Annotated in this window: 15 protein-coding genes and 1 tRNA gene; 5 read left to right on the top strand and 11 right to left on the bottom strand. The window is 55.2% G+C overall.

Features of this window, described 5'->3' with window-relative positions:
• Nucleotides 1–405: 405 nt before the first annotated feature.
• The gene (locus Q0835_RS18110) at nt 406–1,236 is read left to right on the top strand and encodes a pentapeptide repeat-containing protein (protein WP_298817382.1); all 831 of its coding nucleotides are present in this window, start codon (nt 406–408) and stop codon (nt 1,234–1,236) included.
• A gap of 153 nt (nt 1,237–1,389) precedes the next feature.
• On the opposite strand, the gene Q0835_RS18105 is transcribed toward Q0835_RS18110, so the two are convergent.
• The 3 genes from Q0835_RS18105 to Q0835_RS18095 form a co-directional block, all read right to left on the bottom strand.
• A complete protein-coding gene (locus Q0835_RS18105; RefSeq protein ID WP_298963577.1) occupies nt 1,390–3,189 on the bottom strand; it encodes an NAD(P)/FAD-dependent oxidoreductase in 1,800 nt (599 codons plus the stop codon).
• A gap of 150 nt (nt 3,190–3,339) precedes the next feature.
• Entirely contained in the window at nt 3,340–5,088 is a 1,749-nt protein-coding gene (locus tag Q0835_RS18100; protein WP_298963576.1) for a sigma-54-dependent Fis family transcriptional regulator, read from the bottom strand.
• Nucleotides 5,089–5,382: 294 nt separating this feature from the next.
• Nucleotides 5,383–6,186 (bottom strand): MipA/OmpV family protein, encoded by an 804-nt coding sequence (locus Q0835_RS18095; protein ID WP_298817390.1) that lies wholly within the window; start codon nt 6,184–6,186, stop codon nt 5,383–5,385.
• Between the two features lie 220 nt (nt 6,187–6,406).
• Here Q0835_RS18095 and Q0835_RS18090 point away from each other — a divergent pair, with 220 nt between their 5' ends.
• Nucleotides 6,407–6,703: a YggT family protein gene (locus Q0835_RS18090; RefSeq protein WP_265679725.1), complete on the top strand. Its 297-nt coding sequence runs from the start codon at nt 6,407–6,409 to the stop codon at nt 6,701–6,703.
• Between the two features lie 69 nt (nt 6,704–6,772).
• Here the strand turns inward: Q0835_RS18090 and Q0835_RS18085 are convergent, their stop codons facing one another.
• The 4 genes from Q0835_RS18085 to Q0835_RS18070 all read right to left on the bottom strand — a co-directional run bounded on the left by Q0835_RS18085 (nt 6,773) and on the right by Q0835_RS18070 (nt 9,404).
• The gene (locus Q0835_RS18085; RefSeq protein ID WP_298817397.1) at nt 6,773–6,964 is read right to left on the bottom strand and encodes a Trm112 family protein; all 192 of its coding nucleotides are present in this window, start codon (nt 6,962–6,964) and stop codon (nt 6,773–6,775) included.
• A gap of 34 nt (nt 6,965–6,998) precedes the next feature.
• Nucleotides 6,999–7,676, bottom strand: coding sequence for an LON peptidase substrate-binding domain-containing protein (locus Q0835_RS18080; protein ID WP_298817399.1), 678 nt, complete (start codon nt 7,674–7,676; stop codon nt 6,999–7,001).
• 82 nt (nt 7,677–7,758) lie between these two features.
• Complete coding sequence (gene trxA / locus Q0835_RS18075; protein ID WP_298963575.1) at nt 7,759–8,754, bottom strand: thioredoxin; 996 nt, start codon at nt 8,752–8,754, stop codon at nt 7,759–7,761.
• A 128-nt stretch (nt 8,755–8,882) separates the two neighbouring features.
• Nucleotides 8,883–9,404: a prolyl-tRNA synthetase associated domain-containing protein gene (locus Q0835_RS18070; protein ID WP_298963574.1), complete on the bottom strand. Its 522-nt coding sequence runs from the start codon at nt 9,402–9,404 to the stop codon at nt 8,883–8,885.
• A gap of 240 nt (nt 9,405–9,644) precedes the next feature.
• Between Q0835_RS18070 and Q0835_RS18065 the strand changes: the two genes are divergently transcribed.
• Nucleotides 9,645–9,719, top strand: a tRNA-Gly gene (locus Q0835_RS18065).
• A 204-nt stretch (nt 9,720–9,923) separates the two neighbouring features.
• Here the strand turns inward: Q0835_RS18065 and Q0835_RS18060 are convergent.
• On the bottom strand, nt 9,924–10,130 hold the full coding sequence (locus Q0835_RS18060; protein ID WP_298963730.1) for a helix-turn-helix transcriptional regulator: 207 nt from the start codon (nt 10,128–10,130) through the stop codon (nt 9,924–9,926).
• Between the two features lie 141 nt (nt 10,131–10,271).
• Between Q0835_RS18060 and Q0835_RS18055 the strand changes: the two genes are divergently transcribed.
• Nucleotides 10,272–10,991 (top strand): hypothetical protein, encoded by a 720-nt coding sequence (locus Q0835_RS18055; RefSeq protein WP_298963573.1) that lies wholly within the window; start codon nt 10,272–10,274, stop codon nt 10,989–10,991.
• Nucleotides 10,992–11,183: 192 nt separating this feature from the next.
• A complete protein-coding gene (locus tag Q0835_RS18050; RefSeq protein WP_298963571.1) occupies nt 11,184–11,603 on the top strand; it encodes a hypothetical protein in 420 nt (139 codons plus the stop codon).
• Nucleotides 11,604–11,800: 197 nt separating this feature from the next.
• On the opposite strand, the gene Q0835_RS18045 is transcribed toward Q0835_RS18050, so the two are convergent.
• The 3 genes from Q0835_RS18045 to Q0835_RS18035 all read right to left on the bottom strand — a co-directional run bounded on the left by Q0835_RS18045 (nt 11,801) and on the right by Q0835_RS18035 (nt 13,776).
• Nucleotides 11,801–11,965: a hypothetical protein gene (locus Q0835_RS18045; protein WP_298963570.1), complete on the bottom strand. Its 165-nt coding sequence runs from the start codon at nt 11,963–11,965 to the stop codon at nt 11,801–11,803.
• A gap of 236 nt (nt 11,966–12,201) precedes the next feature.
• A complete protein-coding gene (locus Q0835_RS18040) occupies nt 12,202–12,516 on the bottom strand; it encodes a DUF3223 domain-containing protein (RefSeq protein WP_298963569.1) in 315 nt (104 codons plus the stop codon).
• A 12-nt stretch (nt 12,517–12,528) separates the two neighbouring features.
• On the bottom strand, nt 12,529–13,776 hold the full coding sequence (locus Q0835_RS18035) for a site-specific integrase (RefSeq protein ID WP_298963568.1): 1,248 nt from the start codon (nt 13,774–13,776) through the stop codon (nt 12,529–12,531).
• Between the last annotated feature and the right edge of the window lie 304 nt (nt 13,777–14,080).

The raw sequence follows: 14,080 nt of genomic DNA, 5'->3' as shown, positions 1-14,080 counted from the left end.
GCAGCCTTGCAAATTGCAATGCACGAATGGTGAAGCAATTCTAAATGAAATCAGCATCTAGTGCTGCGGGAGCACCGCGTGGCCAGATCTTGATACATTACTGGCAATTTCAAACTGGCAAGGCTTTTGCGAATGGAATGGTACGCTGATTGTCAGGTTGTGCGTCGTCAGCGCTTTTGTGATGGAAGAAGCGGGCATCTGCGACCCCGCCCGCTTCTTCCTTCCGCCCCTTCCCGGCCAGTCATTTCCCCACTGCAATTCCTTTGAAGGCGCTCGGTGTAATCAGCACTTCTTGACGTCCATCTCATTTCTTTTTCATATTTTCCGGTCTAGTAGGGCGCAACGGTCCTTAAACTGCCGTTTTGGAGACCTATTTCTATAGAAGCATTCAAAAAGGGATGAGCAATGGGCGACAAGGTATTCCAAATTCTGGCAGGCTGCCTCGGCGCCTTTGCGCTATTTGCCGTTTCCGGCAGCGCAATCGCCGATAGTGACCTGGAACGCATGGCGGAGATCAAGGAAAAGGGGGGATGCCCGCGCTGCGATCTGCGCCTGGCTGAACTCAGGTTCTTAAATGTCGAAAATGCCGACTTCAGCCGCGCCAATCTTCGGGAAGTTGATCTCAAGGAGGCGATCCTACCCAATGCGAATTTTCAAAGAGCGGATTTTCGCAGAGCGGAAGCTGAGCGTGCGGACTTTTCCGGCAGTGACTTTACAGACGCCACCATGCGCTCCGTCGATCTGGAAAAAGCAAACTTGAGCAACGCCAAATTTGAGGACACCGACCTTCGCGAAGCCGACCTGAACACGACCATCCTGACCGGCGCTGTGTTCGATGGTTCGGACATCAGAAATGCCTCTTTCATCAGATCCGTTGCTGAAAACGCGTCCTTCAAAGGCGCAAAAATGGACGAGGTCAACCTGGAGCGCGTCGACCTGAGCAACGCCAATTTTGAAAATGCCCGGCTTCGTCAGGCAAAGCTCGACCGCATCAAGGCTCACAATGCCAATTTCGCGGATGCGGATTTCAGCGGCGTCCGCCTCGTCAGTGCGGATCTGACGGGCGCCAATTTGACGGGCGTCGATTTTGATGGCGCGCTGCTCAGGAGAACACGCCTTGTCGGCGCGGATCTGACGGGTGCCAGCAATCTTGATCCCAGCCGTATTCTTGGCGCTTGTGGAGACGAAAACACCAAACTGCCGAGCGGTATCAAGCTGATCAAATGTTCCTATTAGGTCCGGATGCCGACCGGAACCTGAAGCGATAGGAAAGGTTTGTCCCACTTGATTTTTCTTGCGACCAGAAAAAGCACGCTTCTTGTCCTTCAAAGGCCACTGCTGAGTTCTAGTTGATTGCGGCCCGCCTTGTTGTGCGGGCCGCTTTTTTAGTCAAGACAGATGATGGACATCCTGGAGCCCGTAGACCGAGGTGGGCAAACCTTCCATCCGTGCTTTCAGCTGCAGCGCCAGAAACTGAGAATAGTGGCGGGACTGGTGAAGATTGCCACCATGGAACCACAGCGCATCCTGCTGGGTCGGCTTCCACATGTTTCGTTGCTCGCCTTCCCAGGGGCCTGGATCTTTGGTCGTGCTCGAACCAAGTCCCCAAACCTTGCCGACTTTGTCGGCCATGTCCTGTCCCATCAAATCGGCAACCCAGCCGTTCATGGACCCATATCCGGTCGCATAAACAATCAGATCCGCCTCCAGTTTGGACCCGTCGTCCAGTAGCACCCCGTCTTCAACGACTTCAGTCACCTGACCACGCTTCAACTTGATTTCACCGTCGATGATGAGCTGGCTGGCACCGATATCGATGTAGTACCCGGAGCCGCGGCGCAGGTATTTCATGAAGAGACCGCTGTCGTCGTCGCCCCAATCAAGCCAGAACCCCGCTTTTTCAAGACCATCGTAGAAATCGGCATCGCGTTTCTTCATCTCCGCATAAGCCGGGATCTGGAATTCATGCAGGATCCTGTAGGGTAATGATGCGAATATGAGATCGGCCTTCTCGGTCGTTACACCCGCGCGCACGGCCTCTTCGGAATAGAGTGCGCCAAGACCGACTTCCATAAGCGTATCTGATCGCACAATGTGGGTTGACGAGCGCTGGACCATGGTGACATCGACATCCCCTTCCCAGAGGGCCGCACAAATGTCATGTGCTGAATTGTTGGAGCCGACGACAACAGCTTTCTTGCCGCGATAAGCATCAGGGCCCGGATGCTTGGACGAATGTTGCTGGTCTCCCTTGAAGCTATCCATCCCGGGTAACACAGGAATATTGGCTTTGCCCGACATGCCGGTTGCCATGACAAGTTGCTTCGGCCGCAAGACGACTTCTTCACCATCCCGATCCACGACGATAGTCCATTCCTTTGTTGCATCGTCATACCTGGCTGACTTGGCGACCGAGCGCGTCCAGTAGTTCAGCTCCATCACTTTTGTGTACATTTCCAGCCAGTCGCCGATCTTGTCTTTCGGACTGAAAACAGGCCAGTTTTCAGGGAATTTGATATAGGGAAGATGGTCGTACCAGACAGGGTCATGAAGGCAGAGCGACTTGTACCGGTTGCGCCAACTGTCCCCGGGGCGTTCGTTCTTTTCAACGATGATGGTCGGAACACCGAGTTGACGGAGCCGGGCGCCAAGTGCAATTCCGCCCTGTCCGCCGCCTATGATCACGCAGTAAGGTTGCTTTGAATAGCCAAGCTCCGTCGCTTCGGCCTCTCGCTCCTCTTTCCAGGTCGCGCAATGTTTTGCCGCGCCGTGTTTGGCACCCAGAGGCCGGTCAAACCCTTTGGGCTCTTCGTGCCCCTTGAGTTCAACCATCGTTGTCAGAAGGGTCCAGATCTTGCCGTCCTTGAGCCTGAGCAGGCCGTAGCCACGGGCAAGTGCGGTTTCGAACTGGATCCAGGCTGTCACAACACCACCCTCTTCGGTGGGCACCTCGCCGTCGGCCAGTTGCCAGTTCCTGGGTGCGGTTGAAGCCAGTTGATGCGAGAGCAAGTCTTTGACCTGCTCTTTGCCTTCGACTGTCTTGATATTCCAGGTAAAAGCGACCAGATCCCGCCAGTAGCAATCGTCCTGGAACATTTCCACCGCTTCATCGATCTTTCCCGCTTCAAGGGCATCGCCAAACGTCTTTAGAAACGTTTCGGTCTGGTGGATCAAAGGTGTGTCGAGCATTGCATTCCTCCCGCAGTTCCGCTCTTTGTTCAGATGCGAGAGCATTGCAGAGGGTGGCATCGACTTGCCATCGAGCGGCCGCACTTTGAGCGATTTAGATGCCCGAATGTGGTCGCGGCGTTGCGTGCGCAACAACGCGCAACAGTTGCGTCAGATCTTGCGCAACAGACCCGCCTTGCGCACACGGCGCAGAACCGTCGAGCGGTTTACGCCGAGACGCCGTGCGGTCACGGCCATGTTCCAGTTACACGCGTCAAGCAGCGACTCCAGATCCTCCGTCGGATCTGTCTCAATGTGCCTGGCAAGAGGAGGAGGAGGCAGATCCGGGAGATCGATTACGGACCCTTCCGAAAGCGCCATTGCAATATCGAGCGCAGTTGCAAGCTCTCGAATATTGCCTTGCCATTCCCGCCCGCGAAGTTCGGCAAGTGCCGCCGGAGAAAGTCGGAAATTCCGGGGAGATCGCCTCAGGAGGCGGTCGACCAGCCACTCAAAATCCTGGCGATGACGCAACGGAGAGACTGGCAGTACAGCCCCAGCCAATCGGAAATAGAGTTCCGGCCGAATCAGTTGGGCAACCTGTGGTCCTGCGGGGTCCTGACGCGTGGAAGCGATCACACGCAAATCGTCCCTTGTCTCCAACAATGCCAGAACAGCGCCCTGGCCGTCGGCATCCAGATCTTCAATGCCTTTGAGGAAAAGGGTTCCCGCACCTGCGGTGCGCAAGCCGTCGATCTGTGGCTTGTCCAATCCCGCACATGTCACGAGATGGAACGACCTGTCCGCAGGGCCAAGCACGTGAATTGCCCGCGCGAGATACTCCTTGCCGGTTCCCGTTTCACCCAAGAGCAGCAATGGGACCTGTGTCGGGGCAAGGCGCGCGACCTTCGACATGAGTTGCCGCAGCAAAGGATCAGGACCGCAAAAACTGCGCAAGGGGCCCGTGACCGAGCCGGTTTCGTGATGAGGTGGGAGGCGTGCTGACTGTGGCGCGATAGCGTGCCCGAAGAGGCCTCGCCCATCGCGAAGCCGCAGGACCCGTTCCTCCGTTGGCCGGCCGCGCATTAGGTCCGGCAACGCATCGACATCCAGATCCATATGCATGTCGATCCGGGTGCCGACCAGGTCGGTTCGGCCATCAGGGGCCAGACATTTCCTGGCTCCGTGGGTCATACCGATAATCGTGCCGTTATCGTCAAGCGCAACAGCAGCCTCGGGGTCAACCTCCAGGAATTCAGCCGAAGTCGAAAACCGCAAAACCCAGTCCCGGCGCGTCATGGCCATGAGGTTGGCCATTTCAACCCGCCGTGCTGATGCCCTGACAAGGTTCATCGCAAGGTTCTGGCTCGACTTCGGTGAGGGGGACCGCAGCAACGAAATATCGAGAACGGCTGCAAGTTTGCCGCTTGTGTCATAGATCGGCGCAGACGTGCAGGACAATGGCGTATGCGCGAGCCCGAAGTGATCACTTTGATGGATCGTCACGGCCTCGCCGGTCACAAGACAAGAGCCAACACCACACGTTCCCGCAAGTTCTTCAGACCAGTCAGATCCCAGATAGAGACCAGCCTGCCGCAGCTCATCTTCAAACCGTGGATCACCGAAGAAGTCGACACAAATGCCTTTTGCGTCCGCCAGCAAGAGGACGTAATTCTGGCCGGCAACCTGTTTGAATAGGCTTTGAAGGCCAGACCGGGCTGTCGCAATCAGACGTTCCGACTGTTCCTGGTGTTCGCGAAGCTGATCGGCCGTTACGATATGCGCCGGCTCCGGGCGCGTCGGGTCCATGCCGTAGGTTTCAACGCAGCGGCGCCAGCTTTGAGAGACAAGCCCGTCCCGGCCGGTTTCAATGCCATTGAGAACCCGGTCGATCTCGCTCACATGATCATGATCGCGCATGCCTTCCTCCCTCGGCATTGCCACTACGATACTGTCACAAGTCACAGGAGCGCAATACACCCGCGCCTGCTCAGGCTGCGCGCACGGAGTCAGAGCGCCTGCAAGCCGTCTGGATCGGGGTTGCGATTTTCTTCTTTAAAAGGTCAATACCGGACAAAGTTGCGGCGGGACGCCTGCCGTTGCAGGCCGGCCTGGATGATCGGCTTTTGGGAGCTGTGCTCAGCAGGCGGTGCTCACGTTCACAAAAAAGGAGGCTCAAGGCCTCCTTTTCCAATCGTCGTTTACTTTTTCAACTCAATCGAAGAGATCGAATGCGAAACGGTAACTCACACCAACGCCCAGGCTGAACTGGTCTTTGCTGCCATTTCTGGCGATCGGGCTGTCGGCAGCATCGCCAACCAGACGGTCATACCCGCCCTGAATATGCAAACGCACATCGTCGTTCCAGTCGTAGCTGGCACGTGCTGCCAGGCCAACGCTCTTGAAACCCCCGCTTGGGTCATACCGTGTCAGGCGCCCACCGCTTGCAGCGGCCTCGGAACTCGTCACACCAAAATAGGTGTCCATGTAGTCATCCGTTGCGAAATCGGCGCGTGGACCGAAGGACACTTCCCACTTTTCAGCCGGATAGACGATACCGTCCAGACCAAGCTGACCCACTTGCCCGGTGTGGCCATTGATACCCTGGCGCAGTTCGGCAAAAGCACGGAAATGCTCTGTCCGGAACCCACCGCCAAGACCAAGTTCAACTGCCCAGTCAATGGTTCGTGTGCCGCGCAGGTCATTGCTGTCGCTGGCCTTGCGCTCGCCGATAAAGTTGAACGATGGAAAGAAGAAAATTCCGCTTTTACGCCGGCCATCAACAACCTGTCCAAGTCCCGGCAGATAGAACCGGCCAACCGAAACGATCGGGAACGGATAGATCAGGTAAGAGTCTGCCGCTTCGTAGCGCGGCTTGGCAATGGCGCCGATACCCAGGTCAACCACGAACTGACGATTGGCATCCTGAGCGGAAAGATCGCCACTTTGAGCCAGTGCGCTACCGGTCACGGCGCTCAGGGCAAGGGCAAGCGCAGCGCGCGAAAACAGCTTCAACATTCAGATAACATCCATAGGGATTCCCATTGGCAGGGAAGATAGCACGACTAAGGCTTATACAAAGCCTAAGGAATCCCGGTTTTGTGCAACTGTTGCAATTTAGCATCGCTGGTTGCAGGCATTAAACAAAACCCGGTTAAATGTCGGCTCGCCTTGCAGCGGCCACGCCGGAAAGCTACATGATGACAAAGACAGATATTGAACGGCAACGGACCAGACCATGACCGCACTCTTCAACGTGATCCTCATTGCACTGGATCTCTACTTCTACATCATTATCGCCAGTGCAATTTTCTCCTGGCTCTATGCCTTCAACATCATCAATTCCAACAACCAGATCATCAATTCGATCGGCAGGGCACTCTACAATCTGACCGAGCCTGCATTGAGGCCTATTCGGAGGTTTCTGCCGAATCTTGGTGGCATTGACATTTCTCCGGTCATCTTGCTGCTCGGGATTATCTTCCTGCGGCAGATCATTATCTTGAACTTGATGCCAATGTTCCGAGGGTACTGACCCGGTTCACAGAAACGAAAAAAGCCCGGGCAACGGCCCGGGCTTTTTATGTTTGTCAGCTACTCCGTCTCAATCTTCCAATGCGCGCGCCTCATCGGGCAGCATGATCGGTATACCGTTTCGGATCGGATAGGCCAGCTTGGCGGAGCGAGAAATCAGCTCCTGCGCTTCCGCATCATATTCCAGCGTGGATTTTGTCACCGGACAGACCAGCAACTCCAACAGCTTGCGGTCTACGGTGCGTTCACTTGTTTCGCTCATAATTGTTCAGTCTCTCAAAAGCGCCGGCCTGGTTTCACTGCAGCGTCGAACCACCGTCATTCTGTGATCTTGCCAGATCCATCTCGGTGATCGCAATCAAAGTCTCCGCTCGGGTTCTGAGATCCCGCGCTTCAAGCAAAGCTTGCTTTTCCTGAGGGCCGTAAGGACACATCATGCACAAGGCGTTGACAAGCACTTCCGTCTCAGCTTCCGAAACGCTCTGCCAATCCGCCTCCAGATTGTTCGCATCCAGATAACTGCGCAGAGTTTTCAAAAGACCATTCCGGTCGACGTCGTCTTCGCCCTCGCCGCACCTCAAATCATTTGCAAAGGCGGCAAAATCACATTCGACTTCACGGAAACGGCTGTAGTTCTTGCGCTCATTGCCAAGCGAGAACCGGGTTATACCCTGAAGGGTGATCAGGTAACGTCCATCTCCAGTTTCCTGAAAACTCGTCAAACGTCCAACACAGCCGACACTTGCCAGATCCAGGGTATCCGGATCTCCGGCCAGGCGCTCTGGCAAGGGTTGGACCATGCCGATCAGCCGATTGCCTGCAAGCGCGGCGTCCACCATGTCGATATATCGTTGCTCGAAAATATTGAGCGGCAATTGCGTCCTGGGAAGCAACAGGGCACCTGAAAGCGGGAATACCGGCAAAGCCGGAGGCAAGTCCGCAATCGTCTCGTAAATGGCGTTTCCTGCCTGCATTACAGCGCCTTCATTGTTTTCGTTATTTTCGCAATATCGCCAGCATGATGCTTCCCTAAATGTGTGTCACTTGCTGCAATCGTCAAGAAAACAGAACGGCGGAAAGTTTCCGGCGGCCATAAGCGCTTGCCGGATCCTTGAAGCCCCAGGCCTCAAAGAATTGCAGCAGCTGCTTGCGCGCGCCGTCTTCGTTCCATTCCCTGTCGGTGCGCACGATTTCAATCAGTTGGTCGACCGCACCGTTCTTGTCGCCCTTGCCGTTGAGACCGAGCGCCAGATCGAACCGCGCCTGCAGGTCCTGCGGGTCCTTTTCAATCCGTTCATGAAACCCGGCAAGGTCGCCAAGCGAGGCTGCTTGCTCAGCAAGGTCGAGCGCTGCCTTTGCCGCCGTATAGGCCTCTTCCGAGCGCTTGTCTTCCGGCACCATTTCCAGTGCCTGCGCGGCGCGCTCAAGCTCATCCGCACCAAGATAACACTGTGCCAGACCGCAAATGGCCTTCACATTGTCCGGATCCATCTGCATGACAGCACCGAAGAGCTGCGCCGCCTGACCAAAGTCCTTTTCAACAAGCAGCTGCTCGGCTTGTTCCAAAAAGGCATCAGCCTGATTCACGGGCGCTGGACCAGCAAGCTTTTCGATGAATTCCTTCACCTGGCTCTCCTGCTGAGCTCCCATGAAACCGTCAACCGGCTGACCGTCCTTGAAGGCAACAACGGCCGGAATGGACTGAATGCCCATTTGCCCGGCGATTTCCGGGTGGTCTTCAATGTTCATCTTGGCCAGCTTGACGGTACCGCCGGCTGCTTTGACAGCTGCCTCGATGATTGGGGTCAGCTGTTTGCAGGGACCACACCAGGGTGCCCAGAAATCCACCAGAACGGGTTGCTGCCGGGAGGCTTCCATAACATCGGCCATGAAGGTCTGCGTGGTCACATCAAAAATGAGATCGCCACCGGTCGGACCATCACCGCCACCGTCGCCTCCAAAACCACCACCCTGGCTACCGTAATCGCCACCCATGCTGGCGCCGAAACCACCGCCGACCTGGCCGCCAATATTGTAGTTGCCGTTGCTCATGTGCCGCCTCTTAAACTTCGACGGCTCCGCTTGCCGCGGACCGTCTGGAATCAAATCATCATATTCGGTTGAATTGGCCCCTAACATGGCTCCGCAGCGACCGAATTACAAATCCTGAAATCAGCCGGTCAAAGACCGGCCGCTTTTGCTTCTTCGCTCACGGCCAGAACCGCAGCGCTGTGTCCGCACGCCTCGGCAAATTTCAAAAGGTCGCTTTTTGCGATCGACGTTGTCGCATCATTTTTAAGCGGATGATAATTCAGCACTTCATGCTGCATCATGGCCGCATCGAAAACGGGCGTGACCCGCTGGCTCTCCCGGTCGTTGATAAGAGAGAAAGGTGTAACCGAGCCCGGTTCGACGCCCAGCACCTCCATCAGCAGGTCCGCGTTGCCAAAGGAGACACGCCCCTGTCCGCCAATGATTTGGTGAACCTTCTTGAGATCGACCTCAGCATCATGAAGCAGCACGATCAGAAACAGACGGCCCTTCTTGTCCTTGACGAACAGGTTTTTGGTGTGTCCGCCCGGGATCCTGTCGTGCAGATCGCCGGATTCGGCCACTGTGAACACCGGGTCGTGGTCAGTCGTCGTAACCTCGATTTCCAGATCCTTGAAGAAGGTCATGAGGTCGTCACGGGATGCGGGCATGTTTTTTCCTGAAATTATCGCTTTCAGCGCTGTCTAACGCAATTCGGAAGGTGGCGACAAGAAAAAAGAATGCAAAAAAGCGGCGGAATTCTGCGAGTTTGAAACGAAGAAGCCGCACAAACTCCACAGAACGACAGCCAATAAAATTTCTGCAAATTCGGTGTTGCATTCCGCTTCAGCTTAGTCCATATACTGCGCCACCGATGCCGGGGCGGACTTCGCCGGGTGCCGGAACATTATGCGGGTGTAGCTCAGGGGTAGAGCACAACCTTGCCAAGGTTGGGGTCGTGGGTTCGAATCCCATCGCCCGCTCCAAATTCGAAATAAACAAAAGCCGCGGCTCTCCGCGGCTTTTGTTGTTTTTGGCCTCAGTTTCCTTTCGCATTCAACAACGTCCAGATGGCCAGGGTTACCACGCGGTTACAAGATTCTTGGTTCGACGCAGTGTGAAATCGCACTGTCGCCGCAGTGCATTAATCTCCGGAAAAGAGCATTCTAGGTTTGTATCGACCGATGCTCTCAGGAGGCGCTGGATTCTGCCATTCGGATTATGTCGTGTGGGTCGGCCCCAATCGCTCGGCAAATCTCTATGAACTCAGCCACGTCGAGACGCCGTTCTCCAAGCTCAAACTTAGAAACAAATGTTTGTCGCTGACCAAGCCGCTTCCCCAACTCGACCTGTGTCAGTCCAGCATCTTTCCTCGCCTGCACAAGCAGGGTGATCATTCGCTGATAGAGTTCGGAACGAAGTGAAGACAATGGAAACGCCAGTGCAAGGACCAGCGCTCCAATAATACCCTAAATTAAAGTACCCCAAATTAGGGTATTCTGACATGCTTGCTCCAATTCAGATTCGGAGCAAATGACGTGAAGCACCAATATGTCGGAGACATCAACGACTATCGAAAATATGCGCTCCTACGAGCATTATCGGCAGAAGGAATCAACAGCATCGGCGTTTGTTGGATGCTGACGCCATCGGACGGAAGCTCCGACGGCGGGAAGCTCGCATACCTTCAACAGGCAGATCGCTATCGCCAGTTCGACCCAGCCCTGTTCGATATTCTGGGTCATGCATCCGCTGAACCGGATCGGCGGCGATTGCAGGCCATTGAAGAAAGCGACACGGTAACCGGTGCAAGTTATTTCAACGAAATGCTGGCTGATGATCGTATTGCCCGTGCGGAATTCATGGAACGCTGTTCGGCGCAGTTTCGCAGCGCTGATCTCATATTTTTCGATCCAGACAATGGGCTGGAAGTTACGTTGCCAAAAGGGCGAAAGAACTCGTCTAAATACCTTTATTTTGATGAGGTGGCTGGGTTCTACGACGACGGCAAGTCGGTCCTTGTCTACCAGCACTTTCCCCGCATTGAGCGCTCGACGTTCATAGCCCATAGAACTAAACAGCTCCGCTCAGCAGCAAAGGATTGCGCTATTTGGGCTTTCACCACCGCACATGTGGTGTTCTTCCTGGTCATTCATCCCGAGAGCCCCGCGCGACTTGTTATTGCTGCGCTTGAAGCCAGCGCACACTGGGAACCTGCGTTTGTGCATGGTGAGCATATCTCTACAGCCAATAATTGACGGTGATTTTTCCACGTGTTTCGATTTTTGTTTTTCTTCAATCGCTTAGGGAAAGAAATGCCTAACAAACTTGCTATCAGCGTCGCGCTAATTGCGTTTGGGCTCACTGCCTGCAATTCAGTGGAAACCAAGACCAAGCTTGTAACGCCAGTTACCCAAGCTACAAAGACAGCGGGCCCAGGTGACGTCGTCATGAAGTTCCAATCTCGGCGCTCACTTCCAAACGCTTTTGGCCAAGCCGATGTATTCGGACGCACCACTAGCGCAGGCGGAACGACCGTTCGCTATGTAGGTACGCGCGGAGGAAAAGCGGTGTTCGAGCGAACGGATGTCGCCGTCACAAGCGACGCAACCACCATGACTGAAACACCTGTCGTACATCCGAGCACTACTCATACAAACATCAGCGGAACCGTTGGAACAGTGCCGGTTTCGGGGACGGCCACGTCAACCTCTTACAAATTCATTCCGGCGCGCGGATCGTCGCAATACGCTACGCAGTCACGCCCAATCCAGTTCAGTCTCGGCAAGGGGCAAAGCATGAAGGTGTCCGGCAGGGCGCTGCGAGTTGTTGATGTTGGAGCCAGTTCAGTCGACTACCGCATTGAGTGAATTCGGCTTTGACGTACTTAAGCATATGGTGTGACGAGCGTCCCAGGTCTGAACGGGTCCTCCGGCAGCGTTCGCGGGTCCCATCGAACATGGGGAGAGGGTCGACCCAATTCCCCCGGAAAGCGGGCGCATACAATTGCGCGAGCGCCAGTGTTGCTGACGTCCGCGCTTTGTTGGACTAGCTGTCCTGCGTCAGCCTACCATTTCTGGTCGATGGCAATGTGGTCTTCGCACTCACATTGCCCGAATTCTTCAAACGCCCACTCAAGTTCCACAGCGGCGAGGCGCATCAGTTCCGCTGCCTTTTCCAAAGGAAGCCATTTCTCTTTGTTGGTGCGCTTGTCTCTAACCAAGACCTTCATGGCGATCTCCTGTGCTGAACAGGACAGGAAAACACGGCAAGAATTCTGGCGCAATTATCTGCATAATATCAGATAATTAAGCTAGGTTTTGCAGGCATTCCACATGGCGTTCCCGTGGCGGCAGCGCGTAGGGGCGGCCACTGTAACTGGGCGGTAGCAGGGGCCGCAGGAAGCTGACCCCACCAGCGTACGTACGGCGGACAGGGCGCAGCGTATATACCTGTGCCCCGCACCGCCTACGCTACCGTGGCTTCCGGATAGGCAGTGATGAATTTCATGAAACTGAAGTGGATGATTGAACCGTCATCCAGTTCAGCAGAGAAGCACGGAGTGTTGTGCGGGTGTTTTATTCGAAGGTAGCGAACCACTTTTTTAGAACCGATTTCAGCTAGCTTATCGGGGCGTCCCTTCAGTATTGCATCGACGATTTTGGCGTCATCACCTGTAATTTCAGTTCCCTGCTCATCTTTGCGCAATATTTCTCGGCATTTGAGTTTTAGTGCCTTTTTTGAGGGAAACGACATCCCACCGATTTCAACAACGATTCCCATAACCATTAACTCCTAATTTGTTTGAGTTCCGTAGGCCCTATCCAGCGCCTCAATAGCAGCGCTGCCGTTTCGAACGGCTTGTGTGTAGTGACTAAGCGTCACGGTTGGATTGGCATGACCGGCGATCTGCGCGACCAGTCCGACCTCAATTCCCTGCGCTTGCAGGGTTGAAATGAAGGAGTGGCGTGCGGAGTGCGGCGTCACGTAGGGTAGGCCAAGCTTTTTAAAGGCGGGAGCCCAATAGCGTTTCCGGAAATTCTGGTAGAGCAGAGGTCCACCGCCTCCAAGACGCGGCTTCGGCCACTCCTGCAGCCTTCCAGGGCCAGGAAAGACGCGGTGAAGCTCCTTGCCGTTCCTCGGGCAACGAACGCGCCAATCAAGCAACATATCACGCAGAACAGCGCTCATGGGGACGTCCCGTGTCCCGGCTTCCGTCTTCGTCATTTCCGTTAGCGAGCCGTCGCGCTCCTGAATTCGGCGAATGCGAATGACACCGCGCTCGAAATCCACTTCGCTCCACAAGAGACCCAGTTGCTCGGACGGCCTGGTTCCGGCGAGGAAAGCGAAGGCGTAGTAGACGCCGTGTTCAGGATCGTCCTTGGCCGCAGCTACCAGCTTGGCGATATGTTCAGGGGTTAGGATGACCTTCTTCTGCTTATGTCGTGCACGCGGGAGGCCAGTCGGCATAGAAGGCGCGCGGACGCCGAAGTCTTCCTCGGCCAACGCCAAGATTGACTCTAGGTGAGATTTGGCCCTGTTCGCCGTATAAGCCCCGCACTGCTCGGAGACAGTCTTGTGCCACGCGCGGATCATGGCCGTGTTCAGGTCCGTCAGCTTCAGGTGCCCGAGAAGTTTGATGAAGCGAGCACCTTTAGGGGCAATACCATTCTCGGTGTAGTCCGCACGTTCTTGCTTGGTACCGATAAGCAGAGGCCCACGGATCGCGCCGTTCGCCACGACCTTGTAGCCCTTCAGCGTCGATGCTTTGACGCTGCCGTCTTTCGTACCAAGCCAATGATCGATAGCTTCTGCGACAGTTGGAGCTTTGCGTTCGTCGAAGAAGTTTCCTTCCGCGACTTTAAGCAGCAGCGCGTTCCTATATGCTTCTGCGTCCTTTTTCAGCTTAAAAGCAGGTCGATGTCGCTGGTTTGTATTGGGATCCCGATAGTCGCAGTTCCATCTTGGATAGGCGGCAATGGTTCCGTCTTTCAGTTTCCGACGCCGCGTAGTTGAAGTGATTGAAACATTGAAACTTTTCATGATCTTGCTCTTTCCAAATGAAAAAACGACGAGGAAAACACGGCGGCGTAACCCGCACAAGTAATCGCCGAAGACCTCAGAAGGCGCACGAAACGACCACAGCGGTAACCGCACCGGTAACCTCTGCCGCGGTTTGATTGGAGAGGCCGCAAAAGGTCGCGGCCTTCTGGATTTCGGATTCCACGCTCAACTAGGTTGAAATCGCACTTCCATGTCACGCGTCACGTCACGTCATGGGCATACCACGCACGGCTGCACTGTAGCCGTGGCCCCGTCACCCTTGGTTATCTTTCCAATTACTCAC

It is taken from the genome of uncultured Roseibium sp. (assembly GCF_947499295.1).
Taxonomy (GTDB): Bacteria; Pseudomonadota; Alphaproteobacteria; order Rhizobiales; family Stappiaceae; genus Roseibium.
This window is presented reverse-complemented; position numbering and strand designations above follow the sequence as displayed.